Here is a 19,437-nt window from a genome sequence, read left to right as displayed (position 1 = left end):
GTATGACCGACCGCGACGACGAACTCGTCGATGCCGTTCGCGAACTGACGAGAACGATCGACGAACTTCGCACGGAATTCGAGGAGCCCCGCCGGCGCTTTCGGCCGCCGCTCCGACCGCCGACACCGCGAGAGTTGCTCCGACTCACCGACGAGGTAGCGCTTCCCGCCGCGCTGGCTATCCTCGAGGCCAGCGTTCATACGCTCGAGGCGTTCCAGCGCGGCCTGCAAATCGTCCGGACCGAGGAGGCAGCCCGTGACCGGACGACGGCGGCTGCAGAGGCGACGAGCAGTCGCGCGAGCGCACTCCGTGAGACGACGCTCTCCCAACTCGATACGGTGCTGGTCGAACTCAACCGGGCCGTCTCGGAGGGGAGCCTGCCGGCGGACGAGGGGGCACGCGAACTGCTCACGGAAGCACTCGAGCTCCGTGACGACGTTGACGCGCGCCTCCGAGAGGCCGCCGATCGGGCCCCTCAGTCGAGCACGTCGGAGCCACCATCGGCGGCGACCGGGATCACGATCGACATCGATGATGGGTCTCCGGGAAACGCTGGAGAGTCGTCCGATGAGGACCGCGACGACTCCAACTCGGCTGTCGACGTCGACGCCGAACTCGAGACGCTTCGGGATCAGTACGGTGAGGATACCGAGGGCGCCGACGACGCGGAGACGAACGGAACTGACAGCACTGGAGACGAGCCGGACACTAGTGACGAGACTGACGGCTCAGAAAACAGCGGTGACGGAGCCGAGCGACCTTAGACCGGTTCGAACCGATAGCCGTCCCAGTCCTGACTCTCGGGTTCGCGAATGCCAGCGCCGGGTTCACGGAGTTCGTCGACGTGGACCGGCTGGACCTCGTCGCCGGTTTCGACATCGCCGGTGGTCAGTTGACCGATTGCACGAACCGACTCGCCATCCACGTCGAACTCGACGATCGCGAGGTGGTTTGGTTCGCGGACGCCTGGCGGCGTCGCGGTGCTGGTCGTCCACGTGACGACTTCAGCGGTGTACTCGCTGAGATCGATCGTTTCCGCCGGATTCGAGCCACCGGGACCGCGCGGGTGGCCGGGGTAGCTGATCGAACCGTCCTCGTAGCGTGTCGCGTCCATCGTCATTGTGCTGCCTCCATAATCGTAGTAATCACACAGTTACCAAAGCCGCCGACGTTACAGCACAGGCCGGTCTCAGCATCGACCTGGCGCGGGCCCGCCTCGCCCATGAGCTGTTCGTAGATCTCAACTGCCTGTGCGACGCCGCTTGCCCCCAGTGGGTGGCCCTTCGACTTGAGGCCACCCGAGGTGTTGATCGGTAGTTCGCCGGTGTCTCGCTCGGTGTACCCCTCCTCGACGAGTTTCCAGGCCTCGCCGTGCTCGGCGAAGCCGAGTCCCTCCATCTGGAGGAACTCGAGGATGGTGAACATGTCGTGAAGTTCGGCGACATCGATATCGTCCGGTCCGAGCCCGCTCATCTCGTAGGCACCCTTGCCGCTCTCGACGACGCCGCCCATCACGGTCGGGTCCTCGCGTTCGTGGACGACGTGGGTGTCCGTCGCGCCGTCGATCCCCGAGATGACGACGTAGTCGTCGGTGTATTCCTCGGCGACCGACTCGGGACAGAGCATCAGCGCCGCCGAGCCGTCCGTGATCGGACAGAAGTCGTACAGTCGCAGCGGGTCCGCGATGATCGGCGACTCGAGGATCGTCTCGACGTCGACTTCCTTCTGGAACTGGGCCTTGGGGTTGTCGACGCCGTTTTTGTGGTTCTTGGACGCGACTTTCGCCAGGCTCTCGCGAGGCGCATCGAATCGCTCGAGATAGTGGCGTGCGGTCAGGCCGGCAAACGACGGCAGCGTGACGCCGGTTTTGTACTCGTCGCGGTGGGTCAGCGACGCGATCACGTCGGTTGCCTCGCCGGTGGTCTTGTGGGTCATCTTCTCGCCGCCGACGAGCAGCGTCATGTCGCTGGCCCCGCTGGCGACCGACTGCCAGGCGGCGAAGATCCCTGCACCGCCGCTAGAACTCGTCTGGTCGATCCGTTGTGTGTACGCCGGCATCGCATCGAGGTCGTGTGCCAGCGCGTTCGGGACGCCGGTCTGTCCCTCGAACTCGCCGCTTGCCATGTTCGAGACGTACAGATGTTCGACGTCGTCGGCGTCGACACCTGCATCCTCGAGACACTCGATACCAGCCTCCGCGAGGAGGTCCGTGATCCACTCGCCCTCGCGTTGCCCGAACTGGGTCATTGAGGCGCCAATGATCGCAACACGTTCCATATCTCAGGTGACTCTAGTCAGTGATTTATATGTGGGGGGTCGTGACAGTGTTCGCTGCTTGACTCACTATTTCAACATGAGCCCACGATACCACCCACCAGTAATCGACCGTGGTCGACACCGACTCGAGGCTCACGCGGATTCGGCTGCAGCCGTCCGCAACTCGCTTGCGCGCGAGCGCGCCTGCGAGACCACAGCGGGACGAGCCTCGAAGGAGACGACGACGTCCTCGTCTCCGTAGGTGACATCATCGACGTGTGCGTTGTCGTGAAGCCACGAGACGACGCTCATCGTGTCGTCGGTCATCGGCAACAACAGCCGTTCTTCCTCCCAGTCGGGCAGTTCCTCGTCGATTCGCTCGAGCAGCCGGTCGACGTGCTGTCCCTCCTTGGCACTGACCGCGACCGGATTCGGCGCGAGAGACGCGAGCGCCTCGCGTTTCTCGGCCAGTTCCGCGTCGCTGACCTGATCGATCTTGTTCAGGACGGTGACGATCGGCGCCTCGTTACGCTCGTAGAGCGTGTCGTGAGACGTTACGAGCTTCTCGTGGATCTCGTCGATCGGCTCGCTGACGTCGACGACGAGCAAGACCAGATCCGCTCGGTAGACCGAGTCGAGCGTCGACTTGAACGACTCGACCAGCCAGTGGGGGAGATCGCTGATGAACCCGACGGTGTCGGTCACCAGCACGTCCCGACGATCGATGTCCGCACGCCGGGTTGTCGTCCCAAGCGTGGTAAAGAGCTTGTCCTTGGATTCGGCCGTCGCGTCCAGATCGGGATGGAGATCTTCGTTTTCGGAAACGTCGAGATCAGCCGCAAGCCGGCGCAACAGGGTTGATTTACCCGCGTTAGTGTACCCTGCGAGTGCAACCAGATCGAACCCCGAATCGCGCCGGCGTTCCCGGCGGTGCTGTTCGGTCTGCTCGATCCGCTCGAGTTCGTCTTTGATCCGGCTGATCTGGGCTTTGATGTCCTGCTCGCGGCTCTCGTCGTACTCGCCCAGCCCCATGAACCCGGGGTGTTCCTCGCGCTTTGCGAGGCTGGTCTTTGCCTCCGCGCGGGGCAGTTCGTATCTGAGTTCGGCCAGTTCGACCTGCAGCTGGGCCTTGCGCGTCTGTGCGCGCTGGCCGAAGATCTCGAGGATGAGCGTGAATCGATCGCTGACCTCGACGCCCTCGGGCAGGAGCTTGCCGAGGTTGTACGTCTGGTAGGGACCGAGCCGGTTGTCGAAGATGACGGTCGTCGCGTCGGTTTCCTCGACTAGCGCGGCCAGTTCCTCGGCTTTCCCCTCGCCGATCTGAAGGGCTGGGTCGGCGCGTCTGGACTGTGTGACCTCACCGACGACGGTGTACCCCGCCGCCCGGGCCAGATCGCGGATCTCGCTCGTATCGGGCGTGCCTGAATCAACGCGTTTGACGATTATCGTGTTCATACAGAGAGAGCTGCGTCCGCCGGGCGCGGTCGGGCATGTTCGCTCAAGTGCTGTTGCTCGTCGACTCGACACGGCATCGATTGCACGCGCCGAGCGTCTCGACGAGACGGACACTGCCACAGTGGCCCGGTTCCGCTATCGATGCCGGTCGAACACCTCCGTTGGACGGACGTGGCTCATATCCGCTCGTACGTGACGAATCGTCTTGAATCCAGTGCCCGGCCCTGTCGTCCGATTTGCTCGGTGTCCCTACGTGTACCCCACCGTGGTGTCGCGGGAGCCACGTCTCGAGTCCAATCCACCAGTGTCGTGCGCATCGTGCGATCACAACAGACATAGGAACCGACTCGAATGGGTGCGGATAATGATCGATCTCGATCCGACCGCACTCGGCCTCGAGTTCGGGGGCGGTGCCGTTATCGGCGGCCTCATGGGCTTTGCCGCGAAAAAGATCGCAAAGCTGCTTGCGGTCATCGTCGGCGTCCAGTTGATGGTCTTTCGCTATCTCGAGTCGCAGGACATCATCATCGTCGACTGGAACCGACTCTCGGCGGGAATCCTGCAAACACAAGCACAGGCACAGGACACAGCGACCAGCGTGGTTCAGTCACTCATTTCGACACTGTCACTCGGTGCGGGCTTTACCGGCGGCTTCGTGATCGGCTTCAAACGAGGATAATGCGCCGCCTGAGCGCTATTGGGTCGACAGGTCGTCTTTGTCCTTGATGATCTCCGTTTCGGCTTTGCCGCTGGTGTATTCGTTGACCTCGTTGTAGAACTCGTTTTGCAGTCCCGCCGGGAAGGTGAGGACGCCGATCCACGAGCCGTCGTTTTGCCACTCTTCGCGCTCTAAGTCGCCGAACTGACGGATCTGTGCCTGTGCGCTGCCGGCGTAGTCGGCGGGGACCTGAACCGCGACGGTCACTTCTTCGAACCGGATCGGAATAACCGGCCGCAGCGCGTCGAGCGCGTCGTCGACCTGTGCTTGGACTGGCTCCATCGGATCGACGGTGAAACCAGCTTCCTCTAAGGCGTTCTCGATCCGTTCGGGCGGATGGGGCGCGTTGTCCATCTGCGGGTTGACCGCGTTGCGCGTGATCGTGTCGATCAACTGCTTACGCTTTTGTTCTTGCATCTCGCGGCGCTGCTCGGCCGTGATCTGGATCTCCCCCTGTTTGATCACTTCGGGGATTATCTCGAGTGGCTCCGTCGTGTCGAAGACTTTCTCGAGGTCGCTCTCGGCCGGTCGATCCCCACGGGAGGCGTTTTCGAAGACGTCCTCGGCTGCGATGACGTCTTCGAGATCGCCCTCGAACTCGTCGCGTTTGATCGCCAGCGCTGCATCCGGGTCTACGAGCACTTCGAAGCGCGCCCCGTGTGACTCGAGTCGCGCCGTCACCGCCTCGTCGAGCGAAATCATACCTCACGATTCCCGCGCCAATTTAAAGAGTGTTTCCCGACGAGCGACCCCGATCGGTGTGGACGGGCGTCGGTGGGTACGGGCCGGCATCGGCGCGACAAGACCGAGACAGGGGTCTCGAGGAGTGGTAAGCGAACGCGAAAACGGATCGTACGGACTCCTGTCAGTGGGTGCCGGTGGGACCGCCAACCTGCCCTGCGTCCCACCGGGACATCGGGACAGCAGCCCGTCTCAGTAGGGGTTACTCGTCGGCTTCGTCGTCTTCACCGGTGTCGAGAAGCTCGTTCTCGGTGAGGTAATCCTCGATCCGATCCGCGTCGAACTGTTCGAAGGTCTCGGTTTCGACGTCGACGGTCGCCAGCCCCACTTCGTTGGGGAGCAGGGAGCCGTCGTTGACCGACGCGAGCGCGTCGAGGGCGAGCTGGATGCCGCCATCGAGGTCGGCCTCGTCGTCGTAGTTCTCCTCTAAGTAGTTCTGGAGTTCCCCGCGGTCGGCACCGACGGCCAGCGCCTTCCACTCGTAGGGAGTCCCCGAGGGGTCGGTCTCGAACAGGCGCGGTTCGCCGTTGTCGATGCCGCCGACGATCAGCGCGACGCCGAACGGGCGGGCACCGCCGACCTGGGTGTACTGCTGGATGTGGTCGGTGACTTCTTTGGTCAGCGTCTCGACGCCGATCGGCTCGCCGTAGCGCAGCTGGTTGACCTGCGACTGGCGGCGGGCGAAGTCGATCAGCTGACGGGCGTCGGCGACGTGGCCCGCGCTGGCGATGCCGACGTGGTCGTCTGCCTTGTGAATCTTCTCGACGCTCGAGTCCTCGAGCAGCGGGGAGGGGACTCGTTTGTCGACGGCGAGTACGACGCCATCGTTCGTTCGGACGCCGATACTGGCTGTTCCTCGCTTGACCGCCTCGCGAGCGTACTCGACCTGGTAGAGTCGGCCGTCGGGCGAGAAGATCGTGATGCCACGGTCGTACGCCTGCTGTTGGGCTTGTCCCTGCATAGTATCACGCTAAATCGTAATCGAGGTCTGTCGCGCCCGCGAACGCCTCATCGAGTCGGACATCCCCAACGCAATCCCGGAGGACGGCGACTCGCTCCTCGTTCCCGAACACGACGTTTCTCTCTTCGGAATCTTGCCCGTGTCGCCGTAAATAGTTTTCTTCAGCGGCACGGATCGTGCCACTGATACCCCGGACGCGAACCCCGACGGGAGCGCCGTCGATCTCGTCGAGACACGCGAGCGCCGCGCGAGCGGGCTCGGTCTCGCCCCGACGAACCCTGACGATCGCCTCGCCCCGGCCATCGGCGAACCAAAACCGCATGACCGTCAGATCGGCGTCGGCGCTGCCCGGATCCCCGAGCAGGTTCTGGCCTGCATACCAGAGTTCGCGCTGGAACGAGCGTCTGCCGATGTGTTCGTCTGGCCAGCTCTCGAGTTCGATGGCGAGATACCGCCAGCGCGGTCGAAGGTGTTTCGGGAGGTGTTTCATTCGTTGGTCGCAACGTCGCCGCCAGTTGGATTCCGTTCGGCGACCAGCACGCCCACCTGGTCGTGGACGCGTTCGACCGCCGTCAGCGAGAAGCCCGCGTCGGTAAAGGCGTCAGCGAGGGTGCCGACGGTCGCCGGATCGTCGACAGCGGGTGTATAGAAGGGGTCGTCGGGGTCGGGATCGCCGAAGAACATCACGTCGCCGAGGACGAATTTCCGGGGCTCGAGGGCGGCGATGACGTCGATCGCCTCGCGTTTTTCGTCGTCCGAGAGGTGATGGAACGCGAAGTTCGTGGTGATTATGTCGACCGGCCCCTCGTAGTCCGGTTCTCGGAACGTTCCGTGGCCGAACTCGACGTTCTCGAGGCCCGCTTCGTCGGCCTTCCGTCGCGCTTGCTCGAGCATCCCCTCGCTGATGTCGCGACCGACGACGCGCGCTGCGTCGGGGGCGAGTGCGAGCGCAATCGCACCCGTCCCGGTGCCGAGATCGAGGACCACATCGTCGGACTCGGGCGCGGCGTGTTCGATGACCAAATTCGCACAGGCGTGGTACTCCTCGGACTTCGAATCGTCGTATGCGCCGGCTTTCTCGTCGAACCGAGCGGCGTGTTCCTCAAGACTCTTCTTCATACCTGCCCCGTTCGACGCCCGGCTCAATGAACGACTCGGAGTGGACGTGGCGGTTTCGCTCGGCGAGCTGCCCCCACTCCGCCAGACCGTCTTCGATGAACGCTCGCGTAAAACCGATCTCTTCGCCGAGTGCTTTGAGTTCGCGGGGAGCCCGAACCTCGAGATGTGAGGCCGGCTCGGCGCTGACGACATACGGCGCGTCGTAGTGGTCGACGATTTCCCGGAGCTTTCGCAGCGACTGCAGGGTTCGGACTCGCCGACCGCCGCTTTGCCGGAGGACCCCCGAGAGGTCGAACTCGAGGCGGACGCCGTTCTCGACGGCAGCTTTCACGAGGACGTGATTGATATCGCCGTCACCGGCCATCGGGTGTGCGAGCACGTCGACTTTCGCCTGTTCGACCGCAAACCGATTCATCGCGTTCGTCCCGCCGTGGACGGCGACGATCGTTTCTGTCGTCCGATAGTTACCCACCGCACCGCTGGCGGATTGTCGGTCGTCGGCTCGAATCTCGACACCCTCGACGACGTCGATCCCGTACTCGTCGCGGATTCGCTCGGGGTCGTACTCGGCTCGAGCGTCGGAATGATTGCGCACGACCACGCCCTCGAAGCCGTAGTCGGTCGCCGTTTTCGCGAGCCTGGCGACCGTACTCTGTCCGTCGGGGTGGGCGTGGACGGCCTCGTACATACTCGAACCGTCTCACGGGGTCGACTTGGGGTTTGCGCCATCCAGTCGCACCTCTCGAATCACGCCAGAATGTCGTGGCCGGGAGCGCGTCCGAACGATAGTGAGGGCGCGCGACCCGGGGAAGGGCAGGCCGTTACCCGACCTCACCGCGAGCGAAGCCGAAGGCTGAGCGAGCGGGCCGACGACCGACCCGTAGGGGAGGGAGGAGTGCTTTTGATCGAAATTTTACCGAGGGACATCGCGGTCGCGGCGGTATTGCGACCGCGATAGACCGCAGCGTAAAATTTCGTTAGTTGAGAATCGACTGCGCCACCGTCGCGAGCTGGCCGTTGTCAGCTTCCATGAGGCGATCGTCGCCGATCTTGAGACGGAGCCGCGGGCGACCGACGTCGATCGGGACCTTCTCGGTGTCGATCAGGCCCATGTCCTCGAGTTTGGTCTTCGTCCGCGAGAAGGTGGCCTTGGAGGCAATGCCGACGTCTTCGCCCCACTTGCTGATATCGTAGAGCAGGGCCTCGTTTTTCGCAGCGACGAGCAAGGAGATGGTGACCTCGTCTAAGCCATCGCCGTCGCCACGGGCGGTCTCGAGCGAGTCGAGAATCGCCGTAAAGTCGCCTTCGGCCTCGGGGCTGATCTCGTCGGCGAGCGTTTCACGGACGTCCGTGATCGGCGGTGTCCGGAGGTTGAATTCGGACGCGTCGGCCCAGCGGTCCTCGTAGGTCGCGTAGGTATCGGCGACGAAATCCTGATCGTCGGTGACGAGGCCGCCGACGCGGTCGCCTGCGTGGACGACGGCGACGACGCGAGCTTCGGTGATCAAAAGCGAGTTTTCGGGGGCCTCCTCGAGCGTTCGCAGGGTGAGTGCGCCCTCGCTGATGAGGTCGGCGGCGTTCGAGGCGACGATGAAGTCGTCCATGATGTCTTTGAGCGTTCGCTCGTCGGCGAGCATATGGACCGACGGGAGGTCGCCGTCGAACGCGGTCGCGACGGAGACGAACTCTTCGATGGCATCGTGGGACGGGTTTACCATGAAGATATCACCGCTTGCATCCTCGAGCACGGACTCGAGAATATCGTCAATCTGATGGTTGAGTAAATTCGAGGTCATGCCTATACAGAAGTAATTGAGAGCACAGTACTTAATTTTGGCGGCCATCTGCACAGCAGAAGTTCTCGTCTCCCACCCAAACCGGTAATTTTTGTCCGAGAAACCGTTAGTTCGTCGACGAAATATCGATATCTCTTATACACATGTGCGTTGATAGAGATACAATTGGAAACGAGTATTGGTAATAGAGCGGCTGAACGTCGGTTTTCGTTGCTAGTACCAATAACTATAAGCAATCAACTTGTTACTCTGCTATCGTATGTGTGTTCGACAGAACCGACTGTGGTGGGTCTCTCGAGCGATCGTCAGCCGAGAGTGGCTCGAGCCGGACCACACTCGAACGTCACGCAGCACTGTGCGGACAGAACGGGTCAGCACGTACGGCGGTCCGTAAGCAGGTCACCGATCGAATCGCGGCCAGAGTTCACCCGACCAGTAGATGTCCCCGTTGTAGATCACAGCCGCCTCGGTTTCTTTGAGCATCGTAACCAGTTCCGACTCCGCCAGCGTGAACGTCGAGGCGTTCCCACAGAGATAGGCGTACTCGTTGGTCTCGGTGTGTGGGAAGTAGTACGAGCCAGCCGCTCGCGTCGAGTAACAGTCGAGACACAAGAGATACGTCGTTTCACAGCCGTCGGCCTCGAGTTCCTCGAGCCGTGCGGTGGTCGGTGGCTGGTCACCCTGCGTGAGCGAGTGTGTCCCATCGCCGACGACGGCGTAGTCTTTGCCCATCATGATACGCCGGCGGGCGAGATCCATCGCCCGTTCGATGCTAAAGCCGTGGACCAGCAACTTTGCGAACGTCGAGCCGACCTTGATGGCGTGGTCGTTCAACACTTTGGTGAACGTCACCGCGCCGGCGACGCTGCCACGCTCGATCAGGGTCTGTCCCTCATGGAAGGAGCCACACGCGTTGAGAAAGAACGTCTGGGCGGTACAGCGCTCGAGGCTCGAGGCTGCGAGCGTGCCGTCCGGACAGCACAGTCCGCCGGTTTCGCAGTGGCCGATGTAGTGGACGAAATCGTAGTCGTCTTCGAAAACGCGGGCGAGGGCAGCCGTCTCGAGCGATTCCTCGACGGAGAGGTCGATCGTCAGTTCCTCGGAGCGCTGGCGATAGATCTCGGCGACGCGGTCGTGTTCGCCGGCCATTTCCGGATCGTTGAGGACGACACAGATCGAGGTCGCGTCGCTTTCGCGCTCGAGGAACGCGAGGCGGTTGTCGTAGGCCTCGGGGGCGGATTTGAAGACATCGATCGGGACGCCGTCGGCCAGCCAGCAGTGGGTCCGGCCGCCCCGGAGGTCGGGTTTGACGATGTCGACCGAAGCGACCTGCCCGGTGGTCGATCTGGTCTCGACAGGGGCACACGACGGTTCGACCCGGCTGCGCTCGGGAACGGGACCACGATAGAAATCCTCGAGCGAGCGTTCGACCAGTTCCCGTCCCTCGAGTTCGGAGCTACGGGGCGTGTAGATCATGCTCAGGCGGTCGAGCAGGAACGGCAGCGTTTCGATTCGCTCGTACTCGGGTGTGACGTACGTCGAGAGATGCCATTCGGGGAACCGGTGTTTGATCGCCGCGAAGGGCACGTCGAGATAGGTTGCGAGCCGATCTTGCGGCGAGGCGTCGTACAGCGTGTCGGCGTCGAGCTCGAGAGGCTCGAGCAGGCTGCATTCGGCGAGGGTCGTCCCGTAGGGGCCAGCGTTGCGGACGAGACAGTCGAGGAAGAACGTCTTCCGGAGCAGCCGTGCGACGTCGCGCTCTAACTCGGGCATCGGCGAGAGCGCCACGTCGGCCCCGCGGTCGAGGAGTCGGAGCCGCGGACGGTCCGATTCCGAACTGGTTGAACTGCGACGGCAGTCGTCGGTCGTCCGGACCGTCGCCTGCAGGTAGTAGGCGAGTGGCGCAGTGACCAACAGCGATTCGTAGTCAGGTGGAACGACGAGTTCGATTCCGTGATCGGGGGCTCCAGATCGGAGGCAGTCGTCGATCTCCAGGGAGTCGCCGTGCTCGATCAGTGCTGGGTGGCCCCGGAGTGTGGGATACGAGCGGTCGGGGCCATCGATCTTGTGTGAGGCGGCCATGTGTGTGATGGCCTCGGCGATAGCAGCCGGGGAGTCGGGAACGGTGATCGTTCCCGCGGGGAACTCGTGTCGACAACGGAGCCCGAGACCGACGCGCGTTCGCGTTGGAAAGGAGACGACGACCTCCTCGTAATCGGACGTCCGTTCGATCGTCGCCGCGCCGGAAAACCGGAGATAGGACTTGATCTCGGTGTCGACGTCGACGACGTACTCGCCGGACGACAGCGACAGTGGTTCGCCACCGGGATCCAGTTCGCGGTGGTCATCGAGACCGAGTGCGGACGCGTACACGACCGCGTGCGGGAACCGGAGTTCATCGGTCGTCACGACGACCGTCTCGTCAACGGGACGCGGGATGTCGAGGATCGCGCTGTCGACGGCGGTATCGGCCCCTTCGACCCTCAGCTCAGCGTTGTCGGCGTCGGTGACGTGGAGGACGTCGCCGTCTACCTCCCACCCAATCATTTAGTTGGCTGAATGTCACTCCGATAAGTTAGTTGTATCGGGATGTTATAAGTATAGAAGACTGTAAAGAAGATCGATTCACATGGCGGCTGTCAGTGGCTGCTATAGTAGCCACTGAAAGTCAGTGCACACCTGATCGTACGACAGCTGTGCGATCGGTATGTCAACCGTTTCAGTTGTTACTATAGAGACTCGTTCGACAGCGACGAGGCGGACACGCCACTCGAGTGAACGGTGCCTGTCGTCCGACGGTCGGCTCGGCCTAGCGGACGTCGTCGTGATGGCTTCCCGCCCAGTAGTGGCTCGACTTGCCGGGGAAGGGTACACTTATACAGCCGCCAGACCGCATTTCGGATATGGACCACGACAAGGTACGGGACGTCGATCCTGCCGTCGCCGACGCCCTCGAGGGCGAGGTACAGCGCCAGCGAGAGACGTTGCAGATGATCGCCAGCGAGAACCACGTCAGCGAGGCCGTCCTCGACGCGCAGGGCAGCGCCCTGACGAACAAGTACGCCGAGGGCTACCCCGGCGAGCGCTACTACGGCGGCTGTGAGTACGCCGACGAGGTCGAACAACTCGCGATCGATCGCGCCACGGAGCTGTTCGGTGCAGAACACGTCAACGTCCAACCCCACTCGGGCACGCAGGCCAACCAGGCCGTCTACTTCGCGATGCTCGAGCCCGGCGACAAGATCCTCTCGCTGGACCTGACCCACGGCGGCCACCTCAGCCATGGCCACCCGGCCAACTTCACGGGCCAACTGTACGAGGTCGAGCAGTACGAGGTTGATGCCGAGACGGGCTATCTCGACTACGACGGACTCGCCGAGCACGCGACCGAGTTCGATCCCGACATCATTGTCTCGGGATACTCCGCGTACCCGCGTGAGGTCGAGTGGGAACGGATTCAGGAGGCTGCCGACGCGGTCGACGCGCTCCACCTCGCGGATATCGCTCACATCACGGGTCTCGTCGCCGCCGGCGTCCACCCCTCGCCGGTCGGCGTCGCCGACTTCGTCACCGGCAGCACGCACAAGACGATCCGCTCGGGACGTGGCGGTATCGTCATGTGTGACGAGGAGTACGCCGATGACATCGACGCTGCCGTCTTCCCCGGCGGACAGGGCGGCCCGCTCATGCACAACGTCGCCGGCAAGGCCGTCGGCTTCAAGGAAGCCCTCGAGCCGGAGTTCGAAGAGTACGCTGAGCAGACGGTCGCGAACGCGAAAGCACTCGGCGAGCGTCTCTCCGAACACGGCTTCTCCCTGGTCTCGGAGGGCACCGACAACCACCTCGTGCTTGTCGACCTCCGCGAGAGCCACCCCGACACGAGTGGTGGCGACGCCGAAGAAGCGCTCGAGGAAGCGGGCATCGTCCTCAACGGGAACACGGTACCCGGCGAGACGCGCTCGGCGTTCAACCCCAGCGGCATCCGCGCTGGCACGCCGGCACTGACCACGCGTGGCTTCGACGAGGACGACTGCCGACAGGTCGCCGACCTGATCGCCCGCGTCGTCGACAGCCCCGACGACGAGAGCGTCCTTGAGGAGGTTCGCGACGAAGTCGCAACGCTGTGTGACGAGAACCCGCTTTACGAGTAGCGCGAGACCGGGATCCACATAGCCGACATCCGAATTCGATCGTTTTTCTGTGCCGACTCGTCGTCAGGTCCCCACTCACGAGCGGCGAGTGCTATTGACGCGAACTGATACGGTCTACTGTCAGTCAGTGCCGGTGGGACCGCGACCGCCCTGCGGGTGAACCGGGACATCGTTACAGCAAACCGTATGACCGATCCTCAGCGGTCAGTTCTGCGATAGTCTATCCACAGATGTGTATATCCAGGGCAGATTGAAGGCGATTCTACGCACGAATCCGGGGATTAATGAGTCTCGCGGGTGCCCACTCGAGTAATGACCGAGATCATCGACGGCAACGCGGTTGCGAGTGACATTCGAGATGAGTTGACCGAGGCGATCGAACAACTGGCCGACGCGGGCGCCCGGCCAGGGCTGGCGACGGTCCTCATGGGTGACGACCCCGCGAGCCAGACCTACGTAAACATGAAACAGCGCGACTGCGAGGAGGTCGGCATCGAGAGCCACCACGTCGACGTCGCCGGCGACGCCCCAGCCGAGGAACTGTTCGACACCATCGCGGACCTCAACGACAACGACGACGTGCATGGCTATATCGTCCAGGCACCCGTCCCGGACCACGTCGACTACCGTGACGTGATCCGTCGGGTCGATCCCGCGAAGGACGTCGACGGCTTCCACCCCGAAAACGTCGGTCGGCTCGTCGCCGGTGACGCTCGCTTCCGACCCTGTACGCCCCACGGCGTCCAGAAACTGCTCGAGTCCGCCGGCGTCGACACCGAGGGAAAGGACGTGACGATCGTCGGTCGCTCGGACATCGTCGGCAAGCCGCTGGCAAATCTGCTGATCCAGAAGGCTGACGACGGCAACGCGACTGTGACGGTCTGTCACTCTCGGACCGAGAACCTCGCGGAAAAGACCCAGCGTGCGGACATCGTCGTCGCTGCCGCTGGCGTCCCCGAACTCGTCGACGGCTCGATGATTTCGGAGGGGACGGTCGTGATCGACGTGGGCGTCAACCGCGTCGACGCGGACACCGAGAAGGGGTACGAACTCGTCGGCGATGTCGAGTTCGAGAGCGCAAAGGAGAAAGCAAGCGCCATCACGCCGGTTCCGGGCGGTGTCGGTCCGATGACGCGCGCGATGTTGCTGTATAATACCGTCAAAGCCGCGAGCCTGCAGGAAGACGTCGCCGTCGACCTGCCCTAGTTTTCACTCGAACTCGAGGGCAGCTAGTCGCTCCTGGGCCTGCGAGAACGCGATTTCGTCGCCGCGCAGGCCGTTTGCTAGCTCGCGAGTCGCCTCGACCAGCCGTTCGGCGGTCCGTGGCTCGATGTCGCCATCCAGCATCCGAACTCGCGTGACGTGTTCGCCGAGCGTCTCGAGTGCCCCTCGTTCGCTCGTCGTTAGCTCCCGATCCTCGGCCCACGTGCGGACGTCGCGGCGGTACTCGCGGACGGCGTTTGCGTAGGCGAGGCCGCGAGCGGCGCGAAGCGATTGCGGGACATCCTCGAGAGGCGGGCGCTCGCCTTGGTCAGCGTCGCGAAGCAGAGCGAGGAAATACAGCTCTTCACGTTCGTCGAGGTGGATCTCGCGGGCGACGATGTCGGCGACGTGGAGCAGTTCGATGGCGGCCAGATAGGTATCGTCGAGTTCGCGGAGGGTGCCGGCATTGACGAACCCGCGGCGGCGGACGTACTCTCGACACCGGTCGCGAGCCCGTTCGGCGAGATCGTCGGCGTCGACCTCGTCGATGGCGTTCCGAACGGGCGTCAGGTCGAACGCGACCTGCATGTCGGTGTGTTCGGTCCGCTCGTCGACGCCGACGCTCCGGAGACTGCCACAGGCCGGACAGCCCACACTTCCGGTCTCGTAGTACGACCAGCGGGTCCCACACGCCGTACATTCGCGCTCGCCCCTGATTTTCATGGCTCTCACTACGGACGGACCACAAAAAGTCCCACCGGACCCGGCTCGAGAGTGGTGTCACCGGTAGAAGTGACGGAAGACACTCGAGTCGGTCACAGATCGATCGTCGACAGCGAACGCGCTGATGGGACGACTGTCGCCCAACAGAGTATTAACGGATGCAACGACAGGTCGCATCGAAATAACCGGCGGTGGCGGTCAGTGGGTGCTGTGTGAACGATTCTGTAGAATAATGGGAGGTCGTCTCATACTGGTTCACGTTGTCACTCGCTATCGTTTCGGGCCAGAAATACGGCTGTTTCCGTATGAAACGGTGTGGCCACCAGCCGGCGGAACGACGAGAACTGACGGTGACCGACGCCGTGTAACAGCGTTTTTTCCGCTCCCGGGCGGTAGTGGAAAGCATGCGAGACGAAGACGAAATCCGCGAACAGTACGAGTTCCTCAAAGAGCACTTGGAGAGCGACGAGATGCGCCACGACGGCGTCGAAGAGATGTTTACCTACTATAAGCGAGCGCTCGGCTGGGTGCTCGAGGAGGAACATATCTAGACGAGGCTCGACTCGTAGCCACACCAGCGATCAACACTGCCGTTACATTTAAGTACACACAACGAAGTCTTCTACGTGACGCTTCGCTTGGAGGGCCGAAGCGTCAGCGGGGACCAATTCAGGGCGGCAAGCGATCGCGTGACACTTTTCCTGTCACGCGATTTGCTTTCCTGTTTCGAGTGGTATACTGTCCAGCAGTGGTGCTATAATTTTCCCGGCCAAACAGAGCGGTCTCCTACTGGCCGATCCAATATAATTGTGTCGAAACAAAATATCTGGACTGTAAACATGAACCACGCATTATGTGTGGTTCACCTGCTGATTCGTCACGGACGTTATGGGTCACTCGCACTCGAAACGATACGTCTCGCTGGTAATACCCCTCTTTCGATCGAAACAACCCGATAGCCTTATTAAAATTCGACAGTAAGTGTGATTGGTACTTTCCCAATGTACGACCTGACAGGATTCCAGCGTGACTTGCTCTATGTCATCGCTGGCGAGGAGGAGCCCCACGGACTGGCCATCAAAGACGAACTCGAACAGTACTACGAGAAGGAGATCCACCACGGTCGGCTCTACCCCAACCTCGATACCCTCGTCGACAAGGGTCTCGTCGAGAAGGGGCGTCGCGACCGCCGAACGAACTTCTATACGCTCACTCGTCGTGGCCGTCGCGAACTCGAGGCCCGCCGGGAGTGGGAAGAACAGTACGTCGATCTATAGCACGGCTCCGCGTTTCGCTGAGTCCGTAACCGCTGTCGGGACACCCCTGTGTCATACGGACTACTGTAAGTCATTCCGGTGCAACCGCGACCCGCACCGCGGTTGCACCGGGACATCGGGACAGCAGACCGTATCAAGCCTGTCGGTCGTCGTCCCCGTTCGATGGGGCCACGATGGGTCGCGTCACTGTCATCGGTGTCATCCAGCATAGACGTCGGCGACCGAACCGCGTCAGGGTCGGCGGGTTGCTTATATGCGGTCACGGTGAACGGTTGGGAGTGAACGAGGTCGTGCTGCAGGTCGCTGAGACGCCGTTCGAGGAGACAGTCGTTCGGATCGCGCTGGCTGGGGCGCTGGGGATGTTTCTCGGGCTCGAACGCGAGTGGTCCCAGAAGTCAGCCGGCATTCGAACGTTCTCGCTGATCAGTCTGCTCGCTGCCGTCTTTACCGTCCTCGCCGTCGAAACCGAGTCGGCCATCGGTGAGGGCCTGCTAGTACTCGGCGGCGTCCTCGTGATCGTTCAGGGAGTGTTACTCGCGGTTCAGGGGCTCATGAGCGACGACGGGGCGGGGCTCTCACTGACGACGTCGGTCTCGATGCTCGTCGCCTACGGGGTCGGCGCGCTGGTCGCTGTCGGCTTCATCCTCGAGGGGGTCACCGTCGCTGTGCTCTCGTCGCTGTTGCTCGTCTTGAAGCGCGAACTCCACGAGTTCGCGTGGGGACTGTCCCACGAGGAAATGCGTTCGACCATCGAGTTCGCCATCCTCGCGTTCGTCATCTATCCGGTCCTTCCAGCGGAAACGACCGTCGAGTTCGCCGGGCTGACGATTCCGCTCGAGCCGCAGGTTATCTGGCTGATGGTCGTTGCCGTCGCGGGGATCGGCATCGCCAACTACGCGATTGTCACGACGTATGGCGGTCGTGGAATCGCGATCACCGGCTTTTTCGGCGGACTGGCGTCCTCGACGGCCGTCGTTGGGACGATGCTCGATCACGTCAAGCAACGGCCCGAGGCGGCCTCGTATGCCGTCGCTGCGATCTTGCTCGCGAACGCCGCGATGGCCGCGCGCAACCTCGCGATCGCGGTCGGCTTTACCGCCGGCAGCGACTCCAAAATCCTCGTCGAGGCCATCGTGCCGCTCGGGGCCGTGATCGTCCTCGCGTTCGCCGTCGCCGCGCTGACTGCCGACTGGGACGAATCCGGCCCGATGGAACTCGAGAGCCCGTTCTCGTTGCGAAACGCGCTCGGATTCGGTGTCGTTTTCCTCGGCGTGCTCGTCTTCGGGTCGCTGGCCGAGACGTGGTTCGGGACGCTTGGCTTCTATGCGACGGCCGTCGCCAGCGGCTTCGTCTCGAGTGCCGGCGCGACCACCTCGGCGGTCGTCCTCTACCGGGGCGGCCAGTTAGGTGGGCCGGAGGCAACCATCGCTATTCTGCTCGCGACCGTCTCGAGCATCGTGGTCAAGGCCCTGCTGGCATCGACGTCGACGAACACCGATTTCCGAAACCGGGTCGCAGCCTACAGTGCAATCCTGCTGATCGGCGGCGCGCTCGCGTCGGTGCTCGTCGTCGTATAGGTAGTAGTACCTTTATTCGCCCATGTCTAGTGATACCACATGGATCGGACAACGGTCGAACCACAGGTTGACGACCTCCCCGGCGAGCGGGCACGTGAATGGGTCAACTACCACCACCAGTTCGCTGCCCCGAGTACGTACGTCTACGAGTTCGTCTGGGACGTCGGTGACGAGGCGGTGGGCCCGTTCTGTACCGACGTCGATGGCAACGTCCTACTGGATTTCACGAGCCACGTCGCCGCCTCGCCGCTTGGCTACAACAACCCTACCATCCGCGAGCGCCTCGAGACGTTCGACCTCGTCGATCCGCTGAAAATCGCCGGCCAGGACTTCTACGTGAGCGGCGGTGGCCCACCCGACGACCCGGAGCTCCCGGGTCCGACCCAACTCATGGATCGGCTGGTCGCGATGACGGACCAGTACGACATGGATCGGGTCTTTCTCTCGAACTCCGGGGCCGAGGCCGTCGAGAACGCCATCAAGATCTGTTATGCCGCCGGCGGTCACCGGGCGTTTACCTTCGACGGCGCGTTCCACGGTCGCACGCTGGGCGCACTCTCGCTCAACCGCTCGAAAGCCGTCCATCGAACCGGTTTTCCGGAAATTCCGGGCGTCGTCAGCCTCCCTTACCCGACCACTGACGAGGAGTACGAGACCCGCTGGCGGACCGACGGTCCCGGTGGCAATGTCATCGCCGATATGCTCCATCCCGACCGCGGCGTGGTCGACCCCAACGAAGTCGCCTACCTGATCCTCGAGCCGATCCAGGGCGAGGGCGGCTACCGTGTCGCCCATCCCCAGTTCGCCCGCGACCTCGAGGCGCTTCGCGAGCGCTACGGTCTCCGGGTCATCGCCGACGAGATCCAGTCTGGCCTGGGTCGCACCGGCGAACTGTGGGCCGTCGATCACCTCGACCTCACGCCGGACGTCATCGCAAGCGGGAAGGGTCTCCGCGTGGGCGCGACGATCTCGCGAACGGACATCTTCCCGACCGAACAGAGCCGTCTCTCGTCGACGTGGGGCGCGGGCGACGTCATCGCCGCTATGCAGGGCGTGTGCACGATCGACGTCATCCACGAGAAGGGGCTGCTCGCGAACGTCCGCGAACGTGGGAGTCAACTCCGGGCGAGACTCACAGACGCCGTCACCGACGGCGACGCCCCGGGCGTGATCGACGTTCGCGGTCGCGGTCTGATGCTCGCTGTCGAGTTCGATACCAAAGCACGCCGGGATGCGGTCCTCGAGGCGGCGTTCTCACGCGGACTACTGACGCTCGGCTGTGGCTTCAAGACGCTGCGGTTGCTGCCACCGCTGGACGTGACCGAACGGGAGATCGACCTCGGTGCAGGGCTGTTGCTCGAGGCGATCGACGCCGCCGCGGCTGACCCGATGTGACACTCTCATACGGTCTGCCGTCCCGAGTGACTGTCAGTGGCTACTATAGTGCTGGCGTCAACGGC

Annotated in this window: 19 protein-coding genes; 8 read left to right on the top strand and 11 right to left on the bottom strand. The window is 62.9% G+C overall.

Annotated features, from left to right (window positions below):
- Nucleotides 1-2 precede the first annotated feature (2 nt).
- Entirely contained in the window at nt 3-764 is a 762-nt protein-coding gene (locus ACERI1_RS02890) for a hypothetical protein (RefSeq protein WP_373616519.1), read from the top strand.
- On the opposite strand, the gene ACERI1_RS02885 is transcribed toward ACERI1_RS02890, so the two are convergent.
- From ACERI1_RS02885 to hflX, 3 genes are all read right to left on the bottom strand, one after another.
- Entirely contained in the window at nt 761-1,120 is a 360-nt protein-coding gene (locus ACERI1_RS02885; RefSeq protein ID WP_373616518.1) for a nucleic acid-binding protein, read from the bottom strand. The two genes, ACERI1_RS02890 and ACERI1_RS02885, sit on opposite strands and share 4 nt — an antisense overlap.
- The gene (locus tag ACERI1_RS02880; protein ID WP_373616517.1) at nt 1,117-2,277 is read right to left on the bottom strand and encodes a thiolase family protein; all 1,161 of its coding nucleotides are present in this window, start codon (nt 2,275-2,277) and stop codon (nt 1,117-1,119) included. The genes ACERI1_RS02885 and ACERI1_RS02880 overlap by 4 nt, the downstream gene beginning before the upstream one ends.
- 132 nt (nt 2,278-2,409) lie before the next feature.
- Nucleotides 2,410-3,711 carry a GTPase HflX gene (gene hflX, locus ACERI1_RS02875; RefSeq protein WP_373616516.1) on the bottom strand — a complete coding sequence of 434 codons (1,302 nt, stop codon included), beginning with the start codon at nt 3,709-3,711 and terminating at the stop codon, nt 2,410-2,412.
- Between the two features lie 364 nt (nt 3,712-4,075).
- Between hflX and ACERI1_RS02870 the strand changes: the two genes are divergently transcribed.
- A complete protein-coding gene (locus tag ACERI1_RS02870) occupies nt 4,076-4,390 on the top strand; it encodes an FUN14 domain-containing protein (RefSeq protein WP_373616515.1) in 315 nt (104 codons plus the stop codon).
- A 15-nt stretch (nt 4,391-4,405) separates the two neighbouring features.
- Here the strand turns inward: ACERI1_RS02870 and ACERI1_RS02865 are convergent, their stop codons facing one another.
- From ACERI1_RS02865 to ACERI1_RS02835, 7 genes are all read right to left on the bottom strand, one after another.
- Nucleotides 4,406-5,131 (bottom strand): ribosome assembly factor SBDS, encoded by a 726-nt coding sequence (locus ACERI1_RS02865; RefSeq protein ID WP_373616514.1) that lies wholly within the window; start codon nt 5,129-5,131, stop codon nt 4,406-4,408.
- Nucleotides 5,132-5,372: 241 nt separating this feature from the next.
- Nucleotides 5,373-6,131: an archaeal proteasome endopeptidase complex subunit alpha gene (psmA, locus tag ACERI1_RS02860; RefSeq protein ID WP_373616513.1), complete on the bottom strand. Its 759-nt coding sequence runs from the start codon at nt 6,129-6,131 to the stop codon at nt 5,373-5,375.
- A 4-nt stretch (nt 6,132-6,135) separates the two neighbouring features.
- Nucleotides 6,136-6,621, bottom strand: a complete 486-nt coding sequence (locus ACERI1_RS02855) for an Rpp14/Pop5 family protein (protein WP_373616512.1) — start codon at nt 6,619-6,621, stop codon at nt 6,136-6,138.
- Nucleotides 6,618-7,250, bottom strand: coding sequence for a class I SAM-dependent methyltransferase (locus ACERI1_RS02850; protein WP_373616511.1), 633 nt, complete (start codon nt 7,248-7,250; stop codon nt 6,618-6,620). Before ACERI1_RS02850 ends, ACERI1_RS02855 begins: the two co-directional genes overlap by 4 nt.
- Nucleotides 7,234-7,938 carry an RNase P subunit p30 family protein gene (locus tag ACERI1_RS02845; RefSeq protein WP_373616510.1) on the bottom strand — a complete coding sequence of 235 codons (705 nt, stop codon included), beginning with the start codon at nt 7,936-7,938 and terminating at the stop codon, nt 7,234-7,236. The genes ACERI1_RS02850 and ACERI1_RS02845 overlap by 17 nt, the downstream gene beginning before the upstream one ends.
- Before the next feature lie 289 nt (nt 7,939-8,227).
- Nucleotides 8,228-9,046 (bottom strand): transcriptional regulator TbsP, encoded by an 819-nt coding sequence (gene tbsP / locus ACERI1_RS02840; protein WP_373616509.1) that lies wholly within the window; start codon nt 9,044-9,046, stop codon nt 8,228-8,230.
- 399 nt (nt 9,047-9,445) lie between these two features.
- Complete coding sequence (locus ACERI1_RS02835; protein WP_373616508.1) at nt 9,446-11,593, bottom strand: hypothetical protein; 2,148 nt, start codon at nt 11,591-11,593, stop codon at nt 9,446-9,448.
- A 356-nt stretch (nt 11,594-11,949) separates the two neighbouring features.
- Between ACERI1_RS02835 and glyA the strand changes: the two genes are divergently transcribed.
- On the top strand, nt 11,950-13,197 hold the full coding sequence (glyA, locus tag ACERI1_RS02830; protein ID WP_373616507.1) for a serine hydroxymethyltransferase: 1,248 nt from the start codon (nt 11,950-11,952) through the stop codon (nt 13,195-13,197).
- A 312-nt stretch (nt 13,198-13,509) separates the two neighbouring features.
- Entirely contained in the window at nt 13,510-14,403 is an 894-nt protein-coding gene (locus tag ACERI1_RS02825) for a bifunctional methylenetetrahydrofolate dehydrogenase/methenyltetrahydrofolate cyclohydrolase (RefSeq protein WP_373616505.1), read from the top strand.
- Between the two features lie 3 nt (nt 14,404-14,406).
- Here ACERI1_RS02825 and ACERI1_RS02820 read toward each other — a convergent pair whose 3' ends face one another.
- Complete coding sequence (locus ACERI1_RS02820) at nt 14,407-15,123, bottom strand: TFIIB-type zinc ribbon-containing protein (protein ID WP_373616503.1); 717 nt, start codon at nt 15,121-15,123, stop codon at nt 14,407-14,409.
- 404 nt (nt 15,124-15,527) lie between these two features.
- Here ACERI1_RS02820 and ACERI1_RS02815 point away from each other — a divergent pair, with 404 nt between their 5' ends.
- The 4 genes from ACERI1_RS02815 to ACERI1_RS02800 all read left to right on the top strand — a co-directional run bounded on the left by ACERI1_RS02815 (nt 15,528) and on the right by ACERI1_RS02800 (nt 19,372).
- Nucleotides 15,528-15,674 carry a hypothetical protein gene (locus tag ACERI1_RS02815; protein ID WP_006671865.1) on the top strand — a complete coding sequence of 49 codons (147 nt, stop codon included), beginning with the start codon at nt 15,528-15,530 and terminating at the stop codon, nt 15,672-15,674.
- A 450-nt stretch (nt 15,675-16,124) separates the two neighbouring features.
- The gene (locus ACERI1_RS02810; RefSeq protein ID WP_008010057.1) at nt 16,125-16,400 is read left to right on the top strand and encodes a PadR family transcriptional regulator; all 276 of its coding nucleotides are present in this window, start codon (nt 16,125-16,127) and stop codon (nt 16,398-16,400) included.
- A gap of 278 nt (nt 16,401-16,678) precedes the next feature.
- A complete protein-coding gene (locus ACERI1_RS02805; RefSeq protein WP_373616502.1) occupies nt 16,679-17,977 on the top strand; it encodes an MgtC/SapB family protein in 1,299 nt (432 codons plus the stop codon).
- Between the two features lie 39 nt (nt 17,978-18,016).
- Complete coding sequence (locus ACERI1_RS02800) at nt 18,017-19,372, top strand: aminotransferase class III-fold pyridoxal phosphate-dependent enzyme (protein ID WP_373616501.1); 1,356 nt, start codon at nt 18,017-18,019, stop codon at nt 19,370-19,372.
- Nucleotides 19,373-19,437: the final 65 nt, after the last annotated feature.

Origin of the sequence: Natrinema sp. HArc-T2 (assembly GCF_041821085.1) — an archaeon.
Lineage (GTDB): Archaea > Halobacteriota > Halobacteria > Halobacteriales > Natrialbaceae > Natrinema.
Note: the sequence above shows the minus strand (reverse complement) of the source record. Positions and strands in the feature narration are given on the sequence as shown.